The 18,699-nt window shown below is 60.9% G+C and carries 17 protein-coding genes; 7 read left to right on the top strand and 10 right to left on the bottom strand.

The features are described 5' to 3' along the window. Positions 1-126: 126 nt before the first annotated feature. On the top strand, positions 127-2,208 hold the full coding sequence (locus H4684_RS17020; RefSeq protein WP_192624665.1) for a M3 family metallopeptidase: 2,082 nt from the start codon (positions 127-129) through the stop codon (positions 2,206-2,208). Beyond that, on the top strand, positions 2,209-3,048 hold the full coding sequence (ylqF, locus tag H4684_RS17015) for a ribosome biogenesis GTPase YlqF (RefSeq protein WP_092194030.1): 840 nt from the start codon (positions 2,209-2,211) through the stop codon (positions 3,046-3,048). It abuts the gene before it with no gap. A 91-nt stretch (positions 3,049-3,139) separates the two neighbouring features. On the opposite strand, the gene pspF is transcribed toward ylqF, so the two are convergent. Beyond that, positions 3,140-4,141, bottom strand: a complete 1,002-nt coding sequence (gene pspF, locus H4684_RS17010) for a phage shock protein operon transcriptional activator (RefSeq protein ID WP_225940508.1) — start codon at positions 4,139-4,141, stop codon at positions 3,140-3,142. A 206-nt stretch (positions 4,142-4,347) separates the two neighbouring features. On the opposite strand from pspF, the gene pspA reads away from it, so the two are divergent. The 3 genes from pspA (at position 4,348) to H4684_RS16995 (ending at position 5,749) form a co-directional block, all read left to right on the top strand. After that, positions 4,348-5,007: a phage shock protein PspA gene (gene pspA / locus H4684_RS17005; RefSeq protein ID WP_092194032.1), complete on the top strand. Its 660-nt coding sequence runs from the start codon at positions 4,348-4,350 to the stop codon at positions 5,005-5,007. Between the two features lie 74 nt (positions 5,008-5,081). Then, the gene (locus H4684_RS17000) at positions 5,082-5,312 is read left to right on the top strand and encodes an envelope stress response membrane protein PspB (protein WP_092194033.1); all 231 of its coding nucleotides are present in this window, start codon (positions 5,082-5,084) and stop codon (positions 5,310-5,312) included. Then, positions 5,309-5,749, top strand: a complete 441-nt coding sequence (locus H4684_RS16995) for a PspC domain-containing protein (protein WP_192624663.1) — start codon at positions 5,309-5,311, stop codon at positions 5,747-5,749. Before H4684_RS17000 ends, H4684_RS16995 begins: the two co-directional genes overlap by 4 nt. 35 nt (positions 5,750-5,784) lie before the next feature. Here H4684_RS16995 and H4684_RS16990 read toward each other — a convergent pair whose 3' ends face one another. Further along, positions 5,785-7,401 (bottom strand): bifunctional aminoglycoside phosphotransferase/ATP-binding protein, encoded by a 1,617-nt coding sequence (locus tag H4684_RS16990; protein ID WP_192624662.1) that lies wholly within the window; start codon positions 7,399-7,401, stop codon positions 5,785-5,787. Between the two features lie 219 nt (positions 7,402-7,620). Between H4684_RS16990 and H4684_RS16985 the strand changes: the two genes are divergently transcribed. Next, the gene (locus tag H4684_RS16985) at positions 7,621-10,755 is read left to right on the top strand and encodes an MASE3 domain-containing protein (RefSeq protein WP_192624661.1); all 3,135 of its coding nucleotides are present in this window, start codon (positions 7,621-7,623) and stop codon (positions 10,753-10,755) included. A gap of 51 nt (positions 10,756-10,806) precedes the next feature. Here H4684_RS16985 and H4684_RS16980 read toward each other — a convergent pair whose 3' ends face one another. Next, positions 10,807-11,232 carry an acyl-CoA thioesterase gene (locus H4684_RS16980; protein ID WP_192624660.1) on the bottom strand — a complete coding sequence of 142 codons (426 nt, stop codon included), beginning with the start codon at positions 11,230-11,232 and terminating at the stop codon, positions 10,807-10,809. 321 nt (positions 11,233-11,553) lie between these two features. Here H4684_RS16980 and H4684_RS16975 point away from each other — a divergent pair, with 321 nt between their 5' ends. Next, positions 11,554-12,114 carry a hypothetical protein gene (locus tag H4684_RS16975; RefSeq protein WP_192624659.1) on the top strand — a complete coding sequence of 187 codons (561 nt, stop codon included), beginning with the start codon at positions 11,554-11,556 and terminating at the stop codon, positions 12,112-12,114. Positions 12,115-12,259: 145 nt separating this feature from the next. Here the strand turns inward: H4684_RS16975 and H4684_RS16970 are convergent, their stop codons facing one another. From H4684_RS16970 to H4684_RS16940, 7 genes are all read right to left on the bottom strand, one after another. Continuing rightward, entirely contained in the window at positions 12,260-12,973 is a 714-nt protein-coding gene (locus H4684_RS16970) for a LutC/YkgG family protein (RefSeq protein WP_192624658.1), read from the bottom strand. After that, positions 12,970-14,415: a LutB/LldF family L-lactate oxidation iron-sulfur protein gene (locus H4684_RS16965; RefSeq protein WP_192624657.1), complete on the bottom strand. Its 1,446-nt coding sequence runs from the start codon at positions 14,413-14,415 to the stop codon at positions 12,970-12,972. The genes H4684_RS16970 and H4684_RS16965 overlap by 4 nt, the downstream gene beginning before the upstream one ends. 1 nt (position 14,416) lies before the next feature. Beyond that, positions 14,417-15,151, bottom strand: a complete 735-nt coding sequence (locus H4684_RS16960; protein ID WP_192624656.1) for a (Fe-S)-binding protein — start codon at positions 15,149-15,151, stop codon at positions 14,417-14,419. 204 nt (positions 15,152-15,355) lie between these two features. Next, positions 15,356-16,066 (bottom strand): ABC transporter ATP-binding protein, encoded by a 711-nt coding sequence (locus H4684_RS16955; RefSeq protein ID WP_092194049.1) that lies wholly within the window; start codon positions 16,064-16,066, stop codon positions 15,356-15,358. Next, a complete protein-coding gene (locus H4684_RS16950; RefSeq protein WP_192624655.1) occupies positions 16,053-16,829 on the bottom strand; it encodes an ABC transporter ATP-binding protein in 777 nt (258 codons plus the stop codon). The genes H4684_RS16955 and H4684_RS16950 overlap by 14 nt, the downstream gene beginning before the upstream one ends. Continuing rightward, complete coding sequence (locus H4684_RS16945) at positions 16,829-17,719, bottom strand: branched-chain amino acid ABC transporter permease (protein WP_192624654.1); 891 nt, start codon at positions 17,717-17,719, stop codon at positions 16,829-16,831. The genes H4684_RS16950 and H4684_RS16945 overlap by 1 nt, the downstream gene beginning before the upstream one ends. Position 17,720: 1 nt before the next feature. After that, the gene (locus tag H4684_RS16940; protein WP_192624653.1) at positions 17,721-18,671 is read right to left on the bottom strand and encodes a branched-chain amino acid ABC transporter permease; all 951 of its coding nucleotides are present in this window, start codon (positions 18,669-18,671) and stop codon (positions 17,721-17,723) included. Positions 18,672-18,699: the final 28 nt, after the last annotated feature.

Genomic DNA, 18,699 nt, shown 5'->3' with positions numbered 1-18,699 from the left:
TTTCTCATCTCAAGACCGTAGCGAACCCCGGGGAGGCTTCCCTCCTTGTCCGCTCCTCCCGTTTTTTATACACCCAAGGCCATCACCCAAAGCCATCATTAGTAACGATCCATGCCAAGGACTGCCATGCACGAGCCAAATCCCCTGCTCAACTGGGAGCTTTTCCCCAATTTCCCCTCCATCACCGCCGATCATGTCGTGCCGGCCATGCAGGAAGTCATAGCCAGAAGTAGCGCCGAACTTGAAACCCTTGAACAAAGCGCGCCCCGAACCTGGCACGGGCTGCTCACCCCCCTGGAGCGTCTGACCGACAGGGTCGCGCGCGCATGGGGCGTGGCCACACACCTGCACAACGTCAGGAACTCCCCCGAGATGCGCGAGGCCTATGCGCAGACTCAGCCCCTGGTCGTGGAATTCCACAACCGCCTGGGTCAGAGCCGTCCCATCCATGACGCGCTTCTCGCCCTGCGCGAGAGCCCGGATTTCCCGACATTCAGCCAGGCCCTGCAGCGCACCATCAGCCTCCTGGTCCGCGACGCGATCCTGCAGGGCGTGGGGCTCGCCCCCGATGACCGCGAGCGCTTCAATGCCATAAGCCAGGAGCTGGCCGAACTGTCGACCCGCTTCACCAACAACGTCCTTGACGCCACCCAGGCCTATTCCCTGACCCTGACGCAAAAGGAAGAGGTTGCCGGGCTCCCCGAAGACTCCCTGCGCCTGGCCGCGAACATGGCCCGGGCACGCGGACAGGCCGAGGCCACGGCGGAAAACGGCCCCTGGTGCATCACCCTTGATCTGCCTTCGTTCCTGTCCTTCATGCAGCACGCCGCCAGACGCGATCTGCGCGAGGAGGTCTACCGGGCGTACATCACCCGCGCGGCCAGCGGGGACACCGACAACCTGCCCCATATCCGGCGCATATTGAAGCTGCGCGCCGAGCTGGCTGCGCTGCTCGGCTTTGAAAATTTCGCGGAAGTGAGCCTTGAGCGCAAGATGGCTCCGGGCGTGGCCAGCATCGAAACCCTGCTGCGCACGATCCAGGATGCGGCCACGGACCCGGCCCTGAACGACCTCATCGATCTTGGCGATCTGGCCCGCTCAAACGGGCAATCCGAGGATATTCAGCCATGGGACGTCATGTACTGGGCCGAAAGGCTCAAGGAGCGGCGCTTCGGCCTGCGCGACGAGCTGATCCGGCCCTATTTCCCGCTGCCGGCCATCCTGCAGGGGCTCTTCGAGCTGATCGAGAGCCTCTTCGGGGTCAGGATCGAAAGCGGTGACGAAGTGCCGACCTGGCATGCGGACGTGACCTATTACCGGGTCAAGGACAGCGACGGCCGGGAGATCGCGGGCTTTTATCTGGACCCTTACGCCCGCCCCGAGGAAAAACGCGGCGGCGCGTGGATGGACGAACTTCATGGGCGCAGCACCGTCTGCGCGCCTCGCGGTCATGCCGTGCGCCTGCCCGTCGCCTACGTGAACTGCAACCAGCGTCCGGCCTTGGACGACGCGCCATCGCTGATGAGCTTTCAGGAAGTGACCACGCTCTTCCACGAGTTCGGCCACGCCCTCCAGCACATGCTGACCACGGTGGAGCATGGCTTCGTGGCCGGAATCTCCAATATCGAGTGGGACGCCGTGGAACTGCCGAGCCAGTTCATGGAAAACTGGTGCTATCACCTCCCCACCCTGACCAAGCTGGCCCGCCACTACCGGACAGGCGAGCCCATGGCCGCCGAGCTTCTGGACAAGCTCCTTGAGACCCGCACCTTCCGCGCCGGTTCCAATGCCCTGCGCCAGGTCTCCTTTGCCCTGACGGACCTCGCCCTGCACACGGCCGATCCGGACCAGCTCGATCCCACGGAGACCGCCCAGCGCATCGCCCGTGAGATCCTGCCCCTGCCGCCGCTGCCGGAAGACCGTTTCCTGTGCTCCTTCTCGCACATCTTTGCCGGCGGTTACGCGGCCGGATATTACAGCTACAAGTGGGCCGAGGTCCTGAGCGCCGACGCTTTCGGCGTATTCGCGGACGCCGGTCCTGATCCGGTCCGTAGCGGAGATCTGGGCCGACGCTTCAGGAACACGATCCTGGCTCTGGGCGGCAGCCGCCACCCCATGGACATCTTTCGTCTCTTTCGCGGTCGCGAACCCGACCCAAGGGCCCTCCTGCTCCAGGAAGGCCTTTTGCCTGCAAACAAGGATAACTAGATGTCGATTCAATGGTTTCCCGGCCACATGCACCGGGCCAGAAAACAGATTGCCCTGGTCATGGCCAAGGTCGATGTGGTCATCGAAGTGCTCGATGCGCGCCTGCCCGGATACAGCGAAAATCCCCTCCTGCGCGAACTGCGCGGGCCAAGGCCGTGCCTGAAGGTCCTGAACAAGAGCGATCTGGCCGACCCGGCCGTGACCGCTTCCTGGATGGACTTCTTCCGCGAGTGCGGCACCGTGCCCATGGAAATCAGCGCCACCAGCCCCAAGGACGCCAAGCGCATTCTCGGGACTCTGCCGGGCATGGTCAAGGAGCGCAATTTTCTCATGCAGCCCGTCAACTGCCTCATCGTCGGCATCCCCAACGTGGGCAAATCCACGCTCATGAACACCCTGGTCGGCCGCAAGGTCGCCCGGGCCGCCAACCAGGCCGCCATCACCACCAAGCAGAAGCGGGTCCATGTCAACGACGAGCTGACCCTGTACGACACCCCCGGCGTGCTCTGGCCCAAGATCGAAAGCGTCACGGCCTCCTACATGCTGGCCGGCAGCGGCGCGGTGCGAGAAACGGCCATGGACAACGCCGAGGTCGCGGCCCGCGTCGGCGACTATCTCCTGCGCGAATATCCAGGACTGCTCAAGGAACGCTACAAGATCACCGATCTGCCCCAGAACGGGATCGATCTGCTGGAAGCGCTCGGCAGGAAGCGCGGGTGCCTGATCAAGGGCGGCGAGGTGGACGTGACCAAGGCGGCGGGCATCCTGCTGAACGAACTGCGCGCCGGACAGATCGGCCGCATCAGCCTGCAAAAGCCTCCGGCGCCCAAGGCGGCGTAAGCTCCACTTAAAAAAAAGCCAAAGGCCGGGCTCGTCCATCATGGGACGGGCCCGGCCTCTTGCATTTCAACCGGCGGACACGCGTCAGACGTCAGTCGTCCAGATCGGCGCGCAGCCTGCGATAAAGGCCGCGAAACTGATGGTAGGTGAGCCCAAGCAGGGCCGCCGCCTTTTTCTGGTTGTGGCGGCCCTGCTCCAGGGCCGCCGTCAGGTACGCCTCTTCCAGATCGCGCACGGCCGTGGCCAGCGGGACTGCAAGGTCAGGCTGCACGGAACGCGGACGGACATCTGGTGGCCGCGGAACCTCGGCAGCCGCTACCACCTGTTCCACTGGACGGTAAGGGGATGCAAACGGATCGAAGACCACCTCCCGGACCGTTCCCGATCCAGTCCGGTACACCGCGCGTTCGACCACATTCTTGAGTTCGCGCACATTGCCCGGCCAGTCGTGGGCCAGCAGCATGGACATGGCCCTTGCGGAGAATCCCGGCGCCTCGGCCAGTCCCATGCCGATGGCCATGCGCGCGGCAAAGTGCCGGGTCAACAGCTGCACATCCCCCTCGCGCATGCGCAGCGGAGGCACGGTCAGCACCTCGAAGCTCAGGCGATCCAGCAAATCCTCCTTGAACGCCCCGGCCCTGGCCCGCCGTGGCAGGTCCACGTTCGTCGCGCCCACGATGCGCACGTTGACCGTAACCGGCCGACTCCCGCCCACACGGTCGAACGATCCGTACTCGACCACGCGCAAAATCTTTTCCTGCGCCTCCGGCGACAGGTTCGCGATCTCGTCCAGGACAAGGGTGCCCGTATCCGCATTCTCGAACCGTCCCTTGCGACGGACGGTAGCTCCGGTGAAGGCCCCGACCTCGTGCCCGAAAAGCTCCGTATCCAGGAGCGAACCGGCCAGGGCCGCGCAGTTGACCGTGACCAGCGGGCCCTGCCAGCGCCGTGAAAGATAATGCAGGCGCGCGGCGGCCAATTCCTTGCCGGTGCCGCGCTCGCCGATGATCAGCACCGGCCTGTCGATGCGCGCCACACGCGAGAGGTGCTCCTGAAAAAGCAGAAATGCGTCGGACTGGCCGATGGCTTCCATGGACGATGTCGGGGAAGATGGCGGATATGTGGTTTCCATTGCCAATAAATAGCGAAATAGACCAAAGGATGCAACGACAGACCACACAGGCAAATAACGTTTTTCAAAAATCATTACATTTCGGCATGATACGAAACAACAAAGCGCTGGCACGATCTCTGCTCAAGTCAAGGCGATCAAGAACATCGTCACTCGTGGAGGAACTCATGGGCGTATTTACCAGATTCAAGGACATCATCAGCTCCAACATCAATTCCATGCTGGACAAGGCCGAGGAACCGGAAAAGATGATCCGCCTGATGATTCAGGAGATGGAGGAGACCTCGGTGGAGCTCAAGGCCGCCTGTGCCGGGCTCATGGCCGATCAGAAGCGCATCGCCAGGGAGCAGTCCCAGGCCCTGGCCCGTCTGGAACTGTGGGAAGACAGGGCCAAGCTTGCGCTGGACAAGGGACGCGAGGACCTGGCCCGAGAGGCGCTGCTGGAAAAACTGGCCGCGCAGCGACTGAGCGAAGGACTGGAACGGGAGCGGGATCGCTTTGCGGTCATGATCGAGCAGGCGCGCGAAGACATCGAGCAGCTCGACGTCAAGCTGGAGTCCGCCAAGGAACGCCAGCGCAGCCTGGCCAAGCGCCATGTGCGGGCCGACCAGCGCATCAAGGTCCGCTCCAATGTCTCGCGGGTTCAGTCGGCCGACGTCATGATGCGCTTTGACCAGTTCGAGCAGCGCATCGAACGCATGGAAGCCGAGGCCGAACTGGGCGCGCCGCGACAGAACCGGAACCTGGAACAGGAGTTCGCTCTGCTCGAAGGCGGAGACGAAGTGGAAGCACAACTCGCCTCCATGCGCTCCTCCTCTGACAAATAGCACAGGCTGAAAATTTGTTTGGCGGCCGCCAAAGCCTCGGCTATGCGCTTGTAAACACGCAAGGAGAAGATTGCATGGAACATTTTTTCGGTTTTATCTTCGTGCTCATGAGCGCCGGAATCCTGCTGGTCGGCGCGGTCATCTTCGGGTTCATCAAGATGTTCACCAAGTCCGGCGATGTGAACGTGGCCCGGGAAGCGCAGATGATTCAGGAGATCTATAACGGCATGTCCCGCATGGAAGAGCGCATCGAGGCACTGGAAACGATTCTTCTGGAAAAGGACGGCAAGGAGAAAAGATCGTGAGAGCTTTCGGACGCGGCAATGGCCGCATGCATGGCGGCGGAAGCCGCGGTTCGCGCTGGAGGAGGCCCGTGGAAGAGCAGCGTGGAATCTACCGCGCCCGCGACGGTGTATTTCTGGGCGTTTGCAAGGGACTGGCCCGATACTTCGATTTCTCCGTCGGAGCCTTGCGCGCCATCGTCATCCTCCTCTTTCTGGTCACGGGCATCTGGCCGGTGGGGCTCTTGTACCTCATCGCGGCCATGGTCATGAAGATGGAACCGGTCGTGCCCTTCGGCAGCCCCGCCGACCAGGAGTTCTACAACTCCTACACCAACTCCCGCGCCGGGGCCTTGGAGCGGATCAAGCGCAAGTTCGAGAATCTGGACCGGCGGCTGCGGCGCATGGAAGACGTGGTCACCAGCCGCGATTTCGAATGGGAGCGCCGCATGCGCAATTGACCAGGAGTCCCGAGCGGCCGCCTCATGCCGTGATGTCACTCCCGTGAATCCGTCTCCCCGTTCAATTCGCCGAGCAGACACTGGACCTGGGCATGCTTCAGGGCATGCCCTTTCGCCAGGATCTCGTAAAAAGACTCCTCCGGGGTCCGCTCGGTATCGACCCGCAGATAAACGTCCGGGACCTCGTGGCTGAATGGTTCGAAATTCTTGATCATGTCCTCGAAATGGACAAGCCGCGCATCAGACTCCCCGGCCTCATGCCCGCGCTGCGCCAGCCGGGCCCTTATGGTCCGGGGCTCGCAGACGCAATGCACGAAGACATGGCCCGCCTTGTGGTCCTGCGCCAGACGGATGGCCGACTCACGCCACTGCGCCTTGGAAAACGTGGCGTCCAGGATCACCGATCGCCCTTTTTTCAGTTCATCCTGGGCCAGATTGAAAAGCCGTGCGTAAACGCGACTGCGCAGCACGGGCCGGTACGCTCCCGCATTGTAATCATCCACCTTGACCACGGAAAAATCCCCCGCCTGCTTCCTGACCTTGTCGGAACCGAGCAACGGCATAAACAGCGCCTGGGCCACCCGGCGCGCCAGCGTCGATTTTCCCGAAGCCGGCAGACCAAAGAAAACCCACAGCACCGGCCGCCCAAAGGCCAAGGCGTATCCATAGGCCTGCCGCAGATACCGCTGGATCTCCTCCTGCAGGGGCTCCCTTGACTTTACATGCTCAAGGGAAAAACAGGCTACCTTGAGCCGCACAAAGGCGCGGTACGCCGCATAGAAATCCACCAGCGCATAAATATCCGGGTCGCGGGCCGCCGTTGCGTAGGCTTGCAGCAGTCGCCGGGCAGTGTCCGCATACCCCAAACGGTCCAGATCCATGATCAGGAAAGCCAGATCAAGGGCGCAGTCGCCGTATCTGAAACGTTCATTGAACTCGATGCAGTCGATGACCTGCACCCCGTGGTGAAAATAGACATGCTCGGCCCGCAGGTCTCCGTGCCCGTCGGTGATCCTGCCTTCCCGCACCCTGTGCATGAACAGATCGACATGATTGTCCGCGAACGAGCGGCAGACCTGCCGGGAAAAATCCCATTTCCGGGAGTCGAGAAGGGCCTGCGCGAAAGGAAGGAGCTGCGTGAAATTCTCCTCCATGTTGAATCGGATATGTTCGAGATCCCCGTATGTGTCGATGCCTTGCCCACGCTCAGCGCTTTTGTGAAAACCGGCCAGGGTTTCGCCCAGGCTTGAAATGTTCTCCTGCGTTGCCTTCCCAGCACGCAACATGGCCTCAAGGCTTGCCTCGTCCGGCAATCGCGCCATCTTCACGACATATTCCAGCGCTCCTTCCAAGGGACCAAGACACAGCCCTCTCTCGCCGTGGTGAATGCCCAGTACCTCCTGATACACGCCAAAGCTCAAGCGCTGGTTGAGCTTTACCTCCTGCAGGCAAAAATGCAGGCGCCTGGCGGGATCACGAAAATCAAGAAATCCCAAGTCTTTGTGTTTTTTGAGCTTATACACCCACTCTCCGGCCAGAAACACGACGGAGATGTGGGTCTCCCGGCGTTCGACACCGGATACGGAGTGCGGATAAAAAGCAGGTTCGGACATGGCCCGGCAAATGTCCTCGAATTGTACGGCGGAATTCATGATATGCGTTCTCCCGGCAAAGTTGTAATGCACTCTAGCAGATCCGCCGCCTCGTGTCATGTCGCGCCCGCAAGCACTTCCTCGCGAATGACAAGGCAAGAATTCTTCGGGGTGGTCTGTCCTGAAATTAGTTGATACTGATCCAAACATGCGACTATCCACATATCCCGTCGAACTGATACTACCGCATACGTGGACATTACGAAAAACGGAGCTCGAATGCTTTCAGACGACCAACCCGCCCCCAATGACATTTCGCGCACCCTGCGCCACGTCACCCTGTGGATCTTTCTGCTGGCCGTCCTTTTTTTCATCAGTCGCCATAATTTTCTTCTTTTCCACACCATGGCCGAACTCTTTGCCGTGGCCGTGGGCTGGAGCGTTTTTCTGCTGGTCTGGAACACGCGCGCCTTCCTGCGCAACGAAGCCCTCCTGTTCCTGGGCATTGCCTATTTCTTCATCGCCCTGATCGACCTGACCCACACCCTGACCTACAGTGGAATGAACATCATCGAGGCCGCGGATGACACAAACCCGGCCACACAGCTCTGGATAGCAGCCCGTGGGCTGGAAGCAGCCAGTCTCTTTGCCTACAGCCTGATACTGGGGCGCGGCTTTTCTCTTTGGGGGGTGCTCGTAGGTTTCTCCGGCGTCACAGCGACCTTGTTCCTGAGCATCTTCGCCTGGGAGATTTTTCCGGTCTGCCACGTCGAAGGGCAGGGACTGACGACGTTCAAGATCGTCGCGGAATATGCCATCTGCGCCGTGCTGGCGGTAGCCATGCTCAATCTTTGGCAAAAGCGTGACAGGCTCGAACCCGGAATCTTTCATCTGCTGATCATTTCCATGGCCCTCAGCATCATGGGCGAACTGGCTTTCACCCTGTACGTAAGCGTGTACGGCCTCTCCAATGTAGTGGGCCATTTTCTAAAAATAGTGTCCTTTTTCCTGATCTATCTGGCTCTGGTCCGTTTCGCCTTGAAACGCCCCTATCGTACCCTTTTCAGGCAACTTGCCCAGGAACGCGAAGCACTGGCGCGTTCGGAAAAAAAATGGCGCAACATTCTGCTCCACACGCCGCAAATCGGCATATCCCTCGACCCCGATGGACATATCATCTTTGCCAATGAATATTTTCTCAAACTTACCGGCTGGGAAAACAACGAGGTCCTGGGTCGGGACTGGTTTGAAATGTTCATTCCCGAGGAAATCCGCAAGCCGACCCGCGAATTTTTCGTTTCGGTCATGGCCGGCGGGCAGAACCTGGCCTACTCCACGCACGAAAATGAAATACTCGACAAGTTTGGTGCGCGCCATGCCATTGCCTGGGCCAACGCGCTGACCTTCGATTCGGCAGGGATGCCCACGGACGTGACCAGCCTCGGCGTCGATCTGACCGAACGAAAACACGCCCAGGAGGTGCTGGTCGAAAGCAGAAATCTGTACCAGTCCCTGGTGGACAACCTGCCGCTCTCGATCATGACTTTCGATCGGGAAGGAAAAATCAATTACGTCAACCAGTTTCATGTCGAAGGTTTCGCCAGGAATCTTCTGGATAAAGATTTTTTTCTGGGCCGGGCCCTGCATGAACTGCCCGGCCTGGTCTCCGCCGGGATCGGCCCCGACCTTGAAAATGTGCTTGGCGGTCGGCCGCTCAACCTGCCGAGCCTTTTCATCCCCCGCCTCGCCGCCGGCGGATCTGCCTGGCAAAGCGTCAAGGCCATCCCCCTGTTCAAGGACGGGGTCTTCTCCGGCGGCATCCTCATGCGCGAAGACATCACTGCCCACAAGATGGCCGAGGAAGCCATGCGCCAGAGCGAGGAACGGCTCGCCCTGGCCCTTGAAGTCACGAACGACGGAATCTGGGATTGGGACTGCGTATCGGGCAGCACATATTTCAGTCCACACTATTACGCCATGCTCGGCTATGAACCCGGAGAGTTCGAGGCGAGCTACAGTTCATGGCGCAGCCTCATTCATCCCGATGACGTCCAGGAGGTCGAAGATCAGGTAAGCCAACATGTCACCAGCGGACAGGTTTTCGAGATCGAATTCCGCATGAAATCCAAATCCGGGCATTGGTTGTGGATCATGGCGCGCGGCCGGGTGGTCGAACGAAACGAACAAGGGAGCGCCGTACGCATGGTGGGTACGCATGTGGATGTGACCGCGCGAAAGAACGCTGAATACGCCGCGCTGAACGCCAAGGAGGCCGCCGAAGCGGCAAACAAGGCCAAGAGCGAATTTCTGGCAAACATGAGTCACGAAATACGCACCCCGCTGAACGGCATCATGGGCATGCTGCAACTCCTGCAGACAACCAGCCTGAGTCAAGAGCAGCACGAATACAGCGCCATGGCCGTGCAATCGACTTCCCGCCTGACCAGCCTGCTTTCCGACATTCTCGACCTCTCCAGGGTCGAAGCGGGCAAGATGCCCATTCGGCCCGAAGTCTTCGACCTGCGTGAAAAATTGAATCAATCCGTCGATCTCTTCGCGCCCATCGCCCTGCAGTCCGGCATCGAGCTCAGACACCATTTCGACCACGCGCTGCCGCAAAACGTCATCGGCGATCCCATTCGTCTGCAACAGGTGCTTACGAACCTGATCGGCAACGCATTCAAGTTCACGCAGCATGGATTCGTCAGCGTGGAGGCCTATCCCCTGCCTGCCCGCAACGAAAATCAGCTGCGCATATTCTTCGAGATTTCGGACACAGGGTGCGGCATTCCCGATGAAGCGCTGGCCCAGCTCTTCGAACCCTTCAGCCAGGTGACCCAAGGCTACACCAGGCAATACCAGGGCGCGGGCCTCGGCCTGTCCATCTGCAAACGTCTGGTTGGACTCATGGGCGGCAACATGGCCATTTCAAGCGAGGTTGATGTAGGCACGAGCATATATTTCTGCGTCACCCTGGACAAGGCGCTGGAATTGCCGGCACGGGAGGCTCCGGACAAAACGAGAGTCGCGCTGCGGGAGAGAAAAATTCTTGTGGCCGAAGATGACGAGGTGAACCTTTTCGCCGTCCGCAACCTGCTGACCAAAAATGGTCACGAGGTCTTCATCGCCCATGACGGGCATGAGGTGCTGGACCGCATCCTGGAGCAGGATTTCGACCTCATCCTGATGGACATTCAGATGCCGGGCATGGACGGAATCGAGGCCACCAGACGCATCCGCGCCTCGGAGAGGGCAACAGGCAAAAAACCGGTGCCCATCATCGCCATGACCGCCTATGCCATGGATGGAGACAAGGAAAAGCTGCTGGACAAGGGCATGGACGGATACGTGGCCAAACCCTTCAGCATCAGGGAGCTGATGGAAGTGATAAAACAAAGCGTCAACAAAGACTGAAGCTCGGTCAAGGGCCCGGTCGGACAGCAGTCCTGCCGGGCCGGCGCAGCGTCATCTGGTGAAAAAACTCGGATTGTCGGGAACCCTGCGCGGTCGCCGCTTTTCATCCACGGCCACATAGCGGAACACCCCTTCGGTCACCAGCTGACGCTGGGCCTCGTATGCCCCGACGAGCTGCCTCGCCCAGACCTCAAGCTTGATGTCCATGGATGAATTGCCCACTCGCAGAAGCTCCGCATGCACGCAGATCGTGTCGCCCATGCGCACGGGCTTGTCGAAGCTCATCTTCTCGACGCTGACCGTGACGGTCCGTCCCATGGAAATTTCCGAGGCCATGAGCCCTCCGGCCACGTCCATCTGGGCCAGGATCCAGCCGCCGAAAATGTCGCCGCTGGGGTTGGTGTCCTTGGGCATGGCCAGGGTTCGAAGGACCAGCAATCCACGGGGCTGCCGTCCGGCGTTCTCATCCAACGTCATCGCATTCTCCTTTACGGGCCAGGCTTGCAGCGCGGTCGCCGCCGTGTTGGTGTCCCAACGGATTGCGACAGGACGACCGTCGTCCGCCATCGCTTCCCGGTTTTTCAAATCTTCGGACTGTCTTATGGACTGTCATGTATTTCGAGGTTATTTGCAACATGCCAAATCAGCCATGCACCTGCCCGTCAGGAGCCATGACAAAATGGCGCACCGCCCGAAAATCACGGACTCATCAAATCACGACAGCCTGCGCCCGTACGGGGCACGACAGCCTGGGGTACAGGCATCTCCGGTACAGGTTGTGTAAAAATGGAGATTTTCATGCAAAAATACCTGATCGCCATGCTTTTGGTCGTCGCCCTGGCATCCTGTGCGCCGACAAACAAAGGCGTGCACAAGAAAAAAGAGATTGCGTCCGAATATGGGCATCTGGAAACGAGAGAAAAATCAGTGAACGCAGCGGATAAAATCTTCATTGGAAAATCAGGAGCATCATTCTATTATGACAACAGATTGTGGTCCGTAAAAAATGAATCAGTTTCAAAAATTGATTTTTCTGCCAGAAGATTTACCAACGCGCATATATTTTTATATGACGAAAACATACAAATGACTGAAATTTACAAGAAACTTGTCGAACACTATAAAATGAAAGATGCGAAGCTGATTGAATCCGAATTCATAAACGTAAATAATTCCGTAGTGATATTCAATAAAATAGAAGGCATGATCAACAGGAGAGAAGTTTCGATCCTGAGCTATGGATTTTCCGAGAACATGCGCACGATAATAACGCACTGTTTCATCTATAAAAGCATGCTCAGAAGCGAAACGGAGCATGAGATCATCGAATTCTTGAACGGATTTGCCGCGGCAGGTTGATATGCTTTCCGTGGACTTACGTTAACGGAAGGCACTGCAAAAAAGCGAAGAATCTTGCCCCCGCGTTCCCCGTAAAAAAAGCGCCAAGCCGACACGAAGTCAGCTTGGCGCTCTCGCGTAAAAACACCCGCGGCACGCGCCGACGTCAGGACGCGACCACGAAAAGATGCATCTCGCGCGGGCCGTGCGCCCCGTGCACCAGGGTGGCCTCTATGTCGGCGGTCTTGCTCGGGCCGGTGATGATGTTCACGTTGGACGGCAAGGTCTGGCCGTTCAGACGGGAGAGCATCTGCCGGTAGGAGCCGAGCATGCGGCTCCCCGGCACCACCGCGACATGAATGGACGGCACCAGGGACACCGAGCGTGCTCGGCCCCGTCCGCCCAGGAGCACCAGCGAGGCCGTGTCGGCCAGCAGATAGTCGGCGGTGGTGATGCCGATATACGAAGCGATGACCTCGCGCCGAAACTCCGCGCGCTCGGATTCGCCAAAGGAGTCAGCCATGGGCACGGTCGTGACGGGGATGTCCTCACCCAGGCGCCCTTCAAGGCCCAGCTCGTCGAGGAGCGGGTCGCTCCAGCGCACGATCCGCTTCAAGGTGCCCCATTCAGGATCGCGCTCCCGGGCCAGGGCCGCGATGGCCTCGCCGCAGGCGTCCAGGTCCGGACACTCGTGCACCTGCAGATTGAGCGCCTGGGCCTCTCGGCGGATGCTTTCCATCCACCCGCCCCGCTCTTCGTCCGTGACAGTGGCGTGCGCGCAATTGATGAATTCCTCGCTCTTGGCGAAGACCAGCCTGTCCCGGCCGTCATTGGCCTGCACATTAAGCGCCTGCCTGACCCGTTCGATGATACGACTCATGCCCCCCTCCCTGTCTTGTCACGACGCGCCCAACGATCGGCGAAACTCTCCTGCGCCAGCGGCGGAAAATCACGGCCCCTGGTCCAGCCGCCCAGCGGCCCGGGCAGGCGTCTGATCCAGCCGTTCTTGCGGGGCAGCAGTCTCTGGCCGAATCTGGCCATTACACTCAGCGCGTCGTACATGCGCCGGTGCCTCATGATCACCGACCAGGCTCCGAAAACCAGCTTTGTCGGCAGGCTCTGACGGCGCACGTCCCAACGCCTGTCGCCGTCGGCCAGCTTGGAGCGCAGCAGCGAGAGCATGCGCGGCAGGTCGTTATCCACCGGGCAGACCTGCTTGCATGCACCGCACAGGGTTTCTCCCTGGCAGAGGTGATGGCAGGTGTTGATGCCCCGTGTCAGCGGCGTGAAGACCGCGCCGATGGGGCCGCAATACGGCGAGCCGTAACTGTGGCCGCCAATGGCCATGTAAACCGGGCAGACATTGAGGCATCCGCCGCAACGCACGCAGTGCAGCACCTCGCGAAAATCCGGATCGGCCAGAATGCGGCTGCGGCCGTTATCCACCAGGACCAGATGAAATTCCTCCGGGCCGTCCGGTTCATCGGGCAGGCGCGGCCCGCCCACATAGCTGACGTAGGTTGAGATCTTCTGCCCCGCCGCCGCGCGAGTCAGCATGCGCAGCAGGATGTCGTGATCCTCAAGGGTGGCCGCGATCTTCTCGATGCCCAGCAGCACCACATGAACCCGGGGCATGGTCGTGGCCATGCGGATGTTGCCTTCGTTGGAAACGATGGTCACGTGTCCGGTCTCGGCGCAGGCGGTGTTGCCGCCGGAGATGCCCATGTCGGCGGTGAGCATCTTTTCGCGCAGGGCCTTGCGCGCCATGGCGGTCAGGGTCGGCGGATCGTCGGTGTAGGGCTGGTCCAGTTTTTCGGCGAACAGTTCGCCGACCTGTTCGCGGGTGTAGTGGATGGCCGGAGCGATGATGTGCGACGGCGCCTCGCCCTTGAGCTGCACGATGTACTCGCCAAGATCCGTCTCCACGGTTTCGATGCCGGCGGCTTCGAGCGCATCGTTGAGGTGGATTTCCTCGCTGAGCATGGACTTGCCCTTGACCACGCGGGAGACCTCAAACCTCCTGGCAACACCCAGGCAGTATTCCACGGCGTCCTCTCCGGTCTCGGCCAGATGGACATGTCCGCCCCGGGCGCGGATGTTCGCGCTCAGGGTTTCGAGCACGACATCAAGATTGTCCACGATCTTACGGCGCACGGCCTTGGCGTCCTGACGCGGGTCATGCCCGGGCGAAAGCTGGTTGTAGAGGTTCACCGCGTTGCGTCCGACCTTGTCGCGCATCTTGGCGAGAGCCCTGTGCAGCTGCTTGTCCTCGACGGCCTTGGCGGCCAATTCCCTGTATTTCAGTGGGTCCTGGTTCAGCATTCTACTCCTCCCCGGCCAGGATTTCGGCGATGTGATGCACGCTGATGGGCAGCTCGCGCCGCCGGATCATGCCCTGCATGTGCATGAGGCAGCCCATGTCGCAGCCGACCACGGCGCCCGTGCCGGTGGCCTGGATGTTGGCCAGCTTGGTTTCGAGCAGGGCCTCGGAAATTTCCGGATATTTGGCCGAAAAGGTGCCCCCGAACCCGCAGCATTCATCGGAGCGGGTCATCTCCACAAGAGTCAGACCGCGCACCCCGGAAAGCAGTGCCCGAGGCTGATCCTTGACGCCAAGCCCGCGCAGGAGATGGCAGGAGTCGTGGTAGGTGACCTGTCCGTTCCAGGTTGCGCCGACATCGGTCACGCCCAGCACCTCGACCAGAAATTCGGTGAACTCGAAGGTCTTGGCCGCCACCCGCCTGGCCCGGTCCAGCTGGCGCGGGTCCTTGGCGAAAAGCTCCATGTAGTGGTGGCGGACCATGTGCACACACGACCCCGACGGACAGACGATGGCTTCGGCGTCCTCGAACACGTCCAGATAATGGCTCGCCAGCCGCGCCGCCTCGTCACGATATCCGGCGTTGAAGGCGGGCTGGCCGCAACACGTCTGGTTCGCGGGGTAGTCAAGGGCAAGCCCCTGGCGCTCAAGCACCTTGACCATGGCTTCGCCCACGGCGGGGAAACAGGAATCCACTATGCACTGGATGAACAGGGTCACCCTTTTTGGTTTGGTCATTCAAACACCTCAAAAGCGCTGCTGCGCCATTCATTAAATACAGATCGTTGGAGCTTCAGTAACAAACAAAAATAGCCACTACCGGGAAAAACGGAGCAAAAGCAGCGCAAAAGCTGCTGCGCAAGCCCCCCTGCACGGGTCAAGGGGCGAGCCCCTTGCGGGGTCCGGGGCAGCGCCCCGCCTCTTCTCTCTTCTCCCCCCGCGTCAGGCCCCCAGATACGCAGCCAGAACACGGTCGTCGTCAAGCAGCGCCCTGGCTTCACCGGTGGCTGCGATCTGTCCGGATTCGAGCACGTAGCCGCGATGGGAATGCGCCAGGGCCAGCCGCGCGTTCTGTTCCACAAGAAGGATGGTCATGCCCTGGGCGCTCAGGGAGTCGAGAATGGCGAAAATCTCCTCCACCACCAGCGGCGCGAGTCCCAGGGACGGTTCATCGAGCAGGAGCATGCGCGGCGAGCTCATGAGGGCGCGGGCGATGGCCAGCATCTGCTGTTCGCCGCCGGAAAGGGTTCCGGCAGGCTGGCGACGACGCTCCCGAAGACGCGGAAACATGGTGTAGGACTTTTCCAGATCACGGGCGATGCCGTCCTTGTCCTTGCGGATGTAGGCGCCAAGCAGGAGGTTGTCCTCGATGCTCTGCCTGGCCAGGACCTGGCGTCCTTCGGGGCAATGCGCCAGTCCGGCGCGGACAATGGCGTCCGGCCGGGTTTTGGCGATGTCGGTTCCCGAAAAACGCAGCGCGCCGGACGCGATGCGGGCCAGGCCGGAGACGGCGCGCAGGATGGTGCTCTTGCCCGCTCCGTTGGCGCCGATGAGAGTGACCACCTCGCCATGCTCGACGTAGAGGCTGACGTCTCGCACGGCCTTGACCGCGCCGTAGTTCACGCAGACCTGATCAAGTTCAAGCAACGGCATGGCTGTCTCCGAGGTAGGCGTCGATGACGCATTGATCGTTGCGCACTTCATCCGGCTTGCCCTGGCAGATGAGGCGGCCGAAGTTGAGCACGGCCAGGCGGTCGCAAAGGCCCATGACCAGCGGCACGTGGTGCTCGATGATGAGCACGGTCAGATCGAAGCGGGTGCGCAGATCGCGGATGAAGGCGCTCAATTCAGCCTTTTCGGCCAGATTCAGGCCCGCGGCCGGTTCGTCCAGCAGCAGCAGTTTGGGGCGCAGGGCCAGGGCGCGGGCGATCTCAAGACGCCTGCGCTCGCCGTAGGGCAGGGATGACGCCAAATCCCGGGCCTTGGATTCAAGCCCGACAAGCCCGAGCAGCTCCAGGGCCTTGTCCCGGATGCGCCTTTCCTGGGCGCGGCTGGCCGGAAGGCCGAGCAGGTCCGACAGAAGACCGGTCCGGGCAAAGGTCTGCATGGGCGCGCGCACATTGTCGAGCACGCTCATGCCGCTGAACAGACGGATGTTCTGGAAGGTTCTGGCCATGCCCATGCCGGCGACCTTGTGCGGCGCGATACCGAGGATGTCCTTGCCCAGAAAACTGATTCGGCCTGCCGAAACAGGCGTGAGTCCGGAAATCAGGTTGAAGAGCGTGGTCTTGCCCGCGCCGTTGGGACCGATCAGGCCGAAGATTTCACCGGGCTGTACTGAGAAGCCGACATCGCCGACGGCCATGAGTCCGCCGAATGAGCGCGATACGCCTTCCAGGCTCAAAATGGAGTTCATCAGGCCACCCCCGAAGCTTTGCGGCGCAGGGAAGCCAGCAGCCCGGCGATGCCCTGAGGCAGGTAGATGCAGGCCACGACCAGGACGATGCCGTTCATGATCAGGCGGGCGTCCTTGAGCGGACGCAGCACCTCGGGCAGCGCGACAAGCAGGATGGCGCCCAGGAGCGGCCCCCAGATGGACCGCGCGCCGCCGATGAGCACATAGGCCAGACAGGCCACGGAGGCGTCGAAGCTGCTCTGGCGGGCGTTCCAGGTATTGAGGAACGGCGCGCTCATGGCTCCGACGACACCGGCCAGTCCGCAACCGATGACAAAGGCGCGGACCTTCTCGAAGGTGGTGGAGATGCCCATGGCCTGTGCGGCCAGTTCGTCCTCGCGGATGGCCATGAAGGACCGCCCGGCCACGGTGCGGGTCAGCCGCCACGAAAAGATGAGCATGACGATCAGGAGCGGACCGAAGAACCACAGGTAGCCGATGCGCTTCTCGAAGGGCTGCGGGATGCCGAAAAGGCCCACCGCTCCGCCGGTCACGTCCAGGACCAGCACCACGACATTGAGCACCTGCACGAAGGCGATGGTCGCCAGGGCCAGATAGATGCCGCGCAAGCGCAGCGCCGGGATGCCGACCAGCAGCCCGAGCAGGCAGCTGGCCAGCATGGCGATGAGCCACTCCACCGGATAGAGGGCCGCGCCCAGGGTTTCACGCCAGGCTGCAAAGAGCGGGCTCGTACCCATGATGGCCGCGATGTAGCCGCCCAGGGAATAGAAGCCGATGCTGGCCAGGGAGAGCTGTCCGGCCATGAGCGGATACCACAGGCTCATCCCCAGGAGCGCCTGCTGGATGATGGCCACCATCAAAAAACCGTAGTTGTCGAGAAACATGCCCATCCTAAACCTTCTGGATGGTTTGCTGGCCCAGAAGCCCCTGGGGGCGGGCCAGAAGAATGACGAAAAGCATGACAAAGGCCACGGCCTCTTTCATGGACGAATAGTCCGGGGGCAGAAACGCCTCGCCCAGACCAATGACAAGTCCGCCGAGAACCGCCCCGGGAATGCTGCCGAGACCGCCCAGCACGATGACCGCCAGGCCCTTGAGGCCGTAGCTGACGCCGAAATACGGTCCGGCCAGGCCGAAGCTCGCCCCGATGAGCGTGCCCGCCAGGCCGCCCAGGGCGCCGGAGATGAAAAATGTGGACAGGATGTAGCGGTCGACGTTGATGCCGAGCAGGCTGGCGGTTTCGGGATTCTCGGCCGTGGCCTGCAGGGCCTTGCCCATGCGGGTCCGGTTCATGAACCAGGCCAGCACCAGCAGCATGGCCAGGCTGACGCCCAGGATGATGAGCTGCACGGTGCGCACGGCCAGGATCTTGCCGTCCATCTTGAAGATCATGGCCATGGGCAATGATCCGAAAATGTCGGACGGAAAGGAATAGATTTCCGCGCCGACAAGAAATTGCAGGCAATTGACCAGAATGAGCGCAACGCCAAGGCTGCTGACCAGCGCCAGGAGCGGATCGGCCCCTTTGGCCCGCAGCGGCCGGAAAGCCAGCCGCTCGACCAGAACGCCCACGCAACCGGCCATGATGGAGCCGCCCAGAAGCGCCAGGGGAAAAGGCAGGCTGAATGGCAGGCTCATGCCGGCCAGAAGTCCGTTCAGGCCGAAATCACCGACGGCCAGGGCGTAGGTGCAGTATGCACCAAGGGTGAAGACCGCACCGTGGGCGAAGTTGATGATCCCCAGAATGGAAAAGACCAGCGTGTAGCCAAGGGCGAAGATGGCGTAGACCGAGCCGATGGAAAGGCCGTTCAGGATGTTTTGCAGGAAATAGACGATGTTCATGATGTGCCAAAAGCCGGGGAAGGGCCGC

It is taken from the genome of Desulfomicrobium macestii, from assembly GCF_014873765.1.
Classification (GTDB): Bacteria; Desulfobacterota; Desulfovibrionia; order Desulfovibrionales; family Desulfomicrobiaceae; genus Desulfomicrobium; species Desulfomicrobium macestii.
This window is presented reverse-complemented; position numbering and strand designations above follow the sequence as displayed.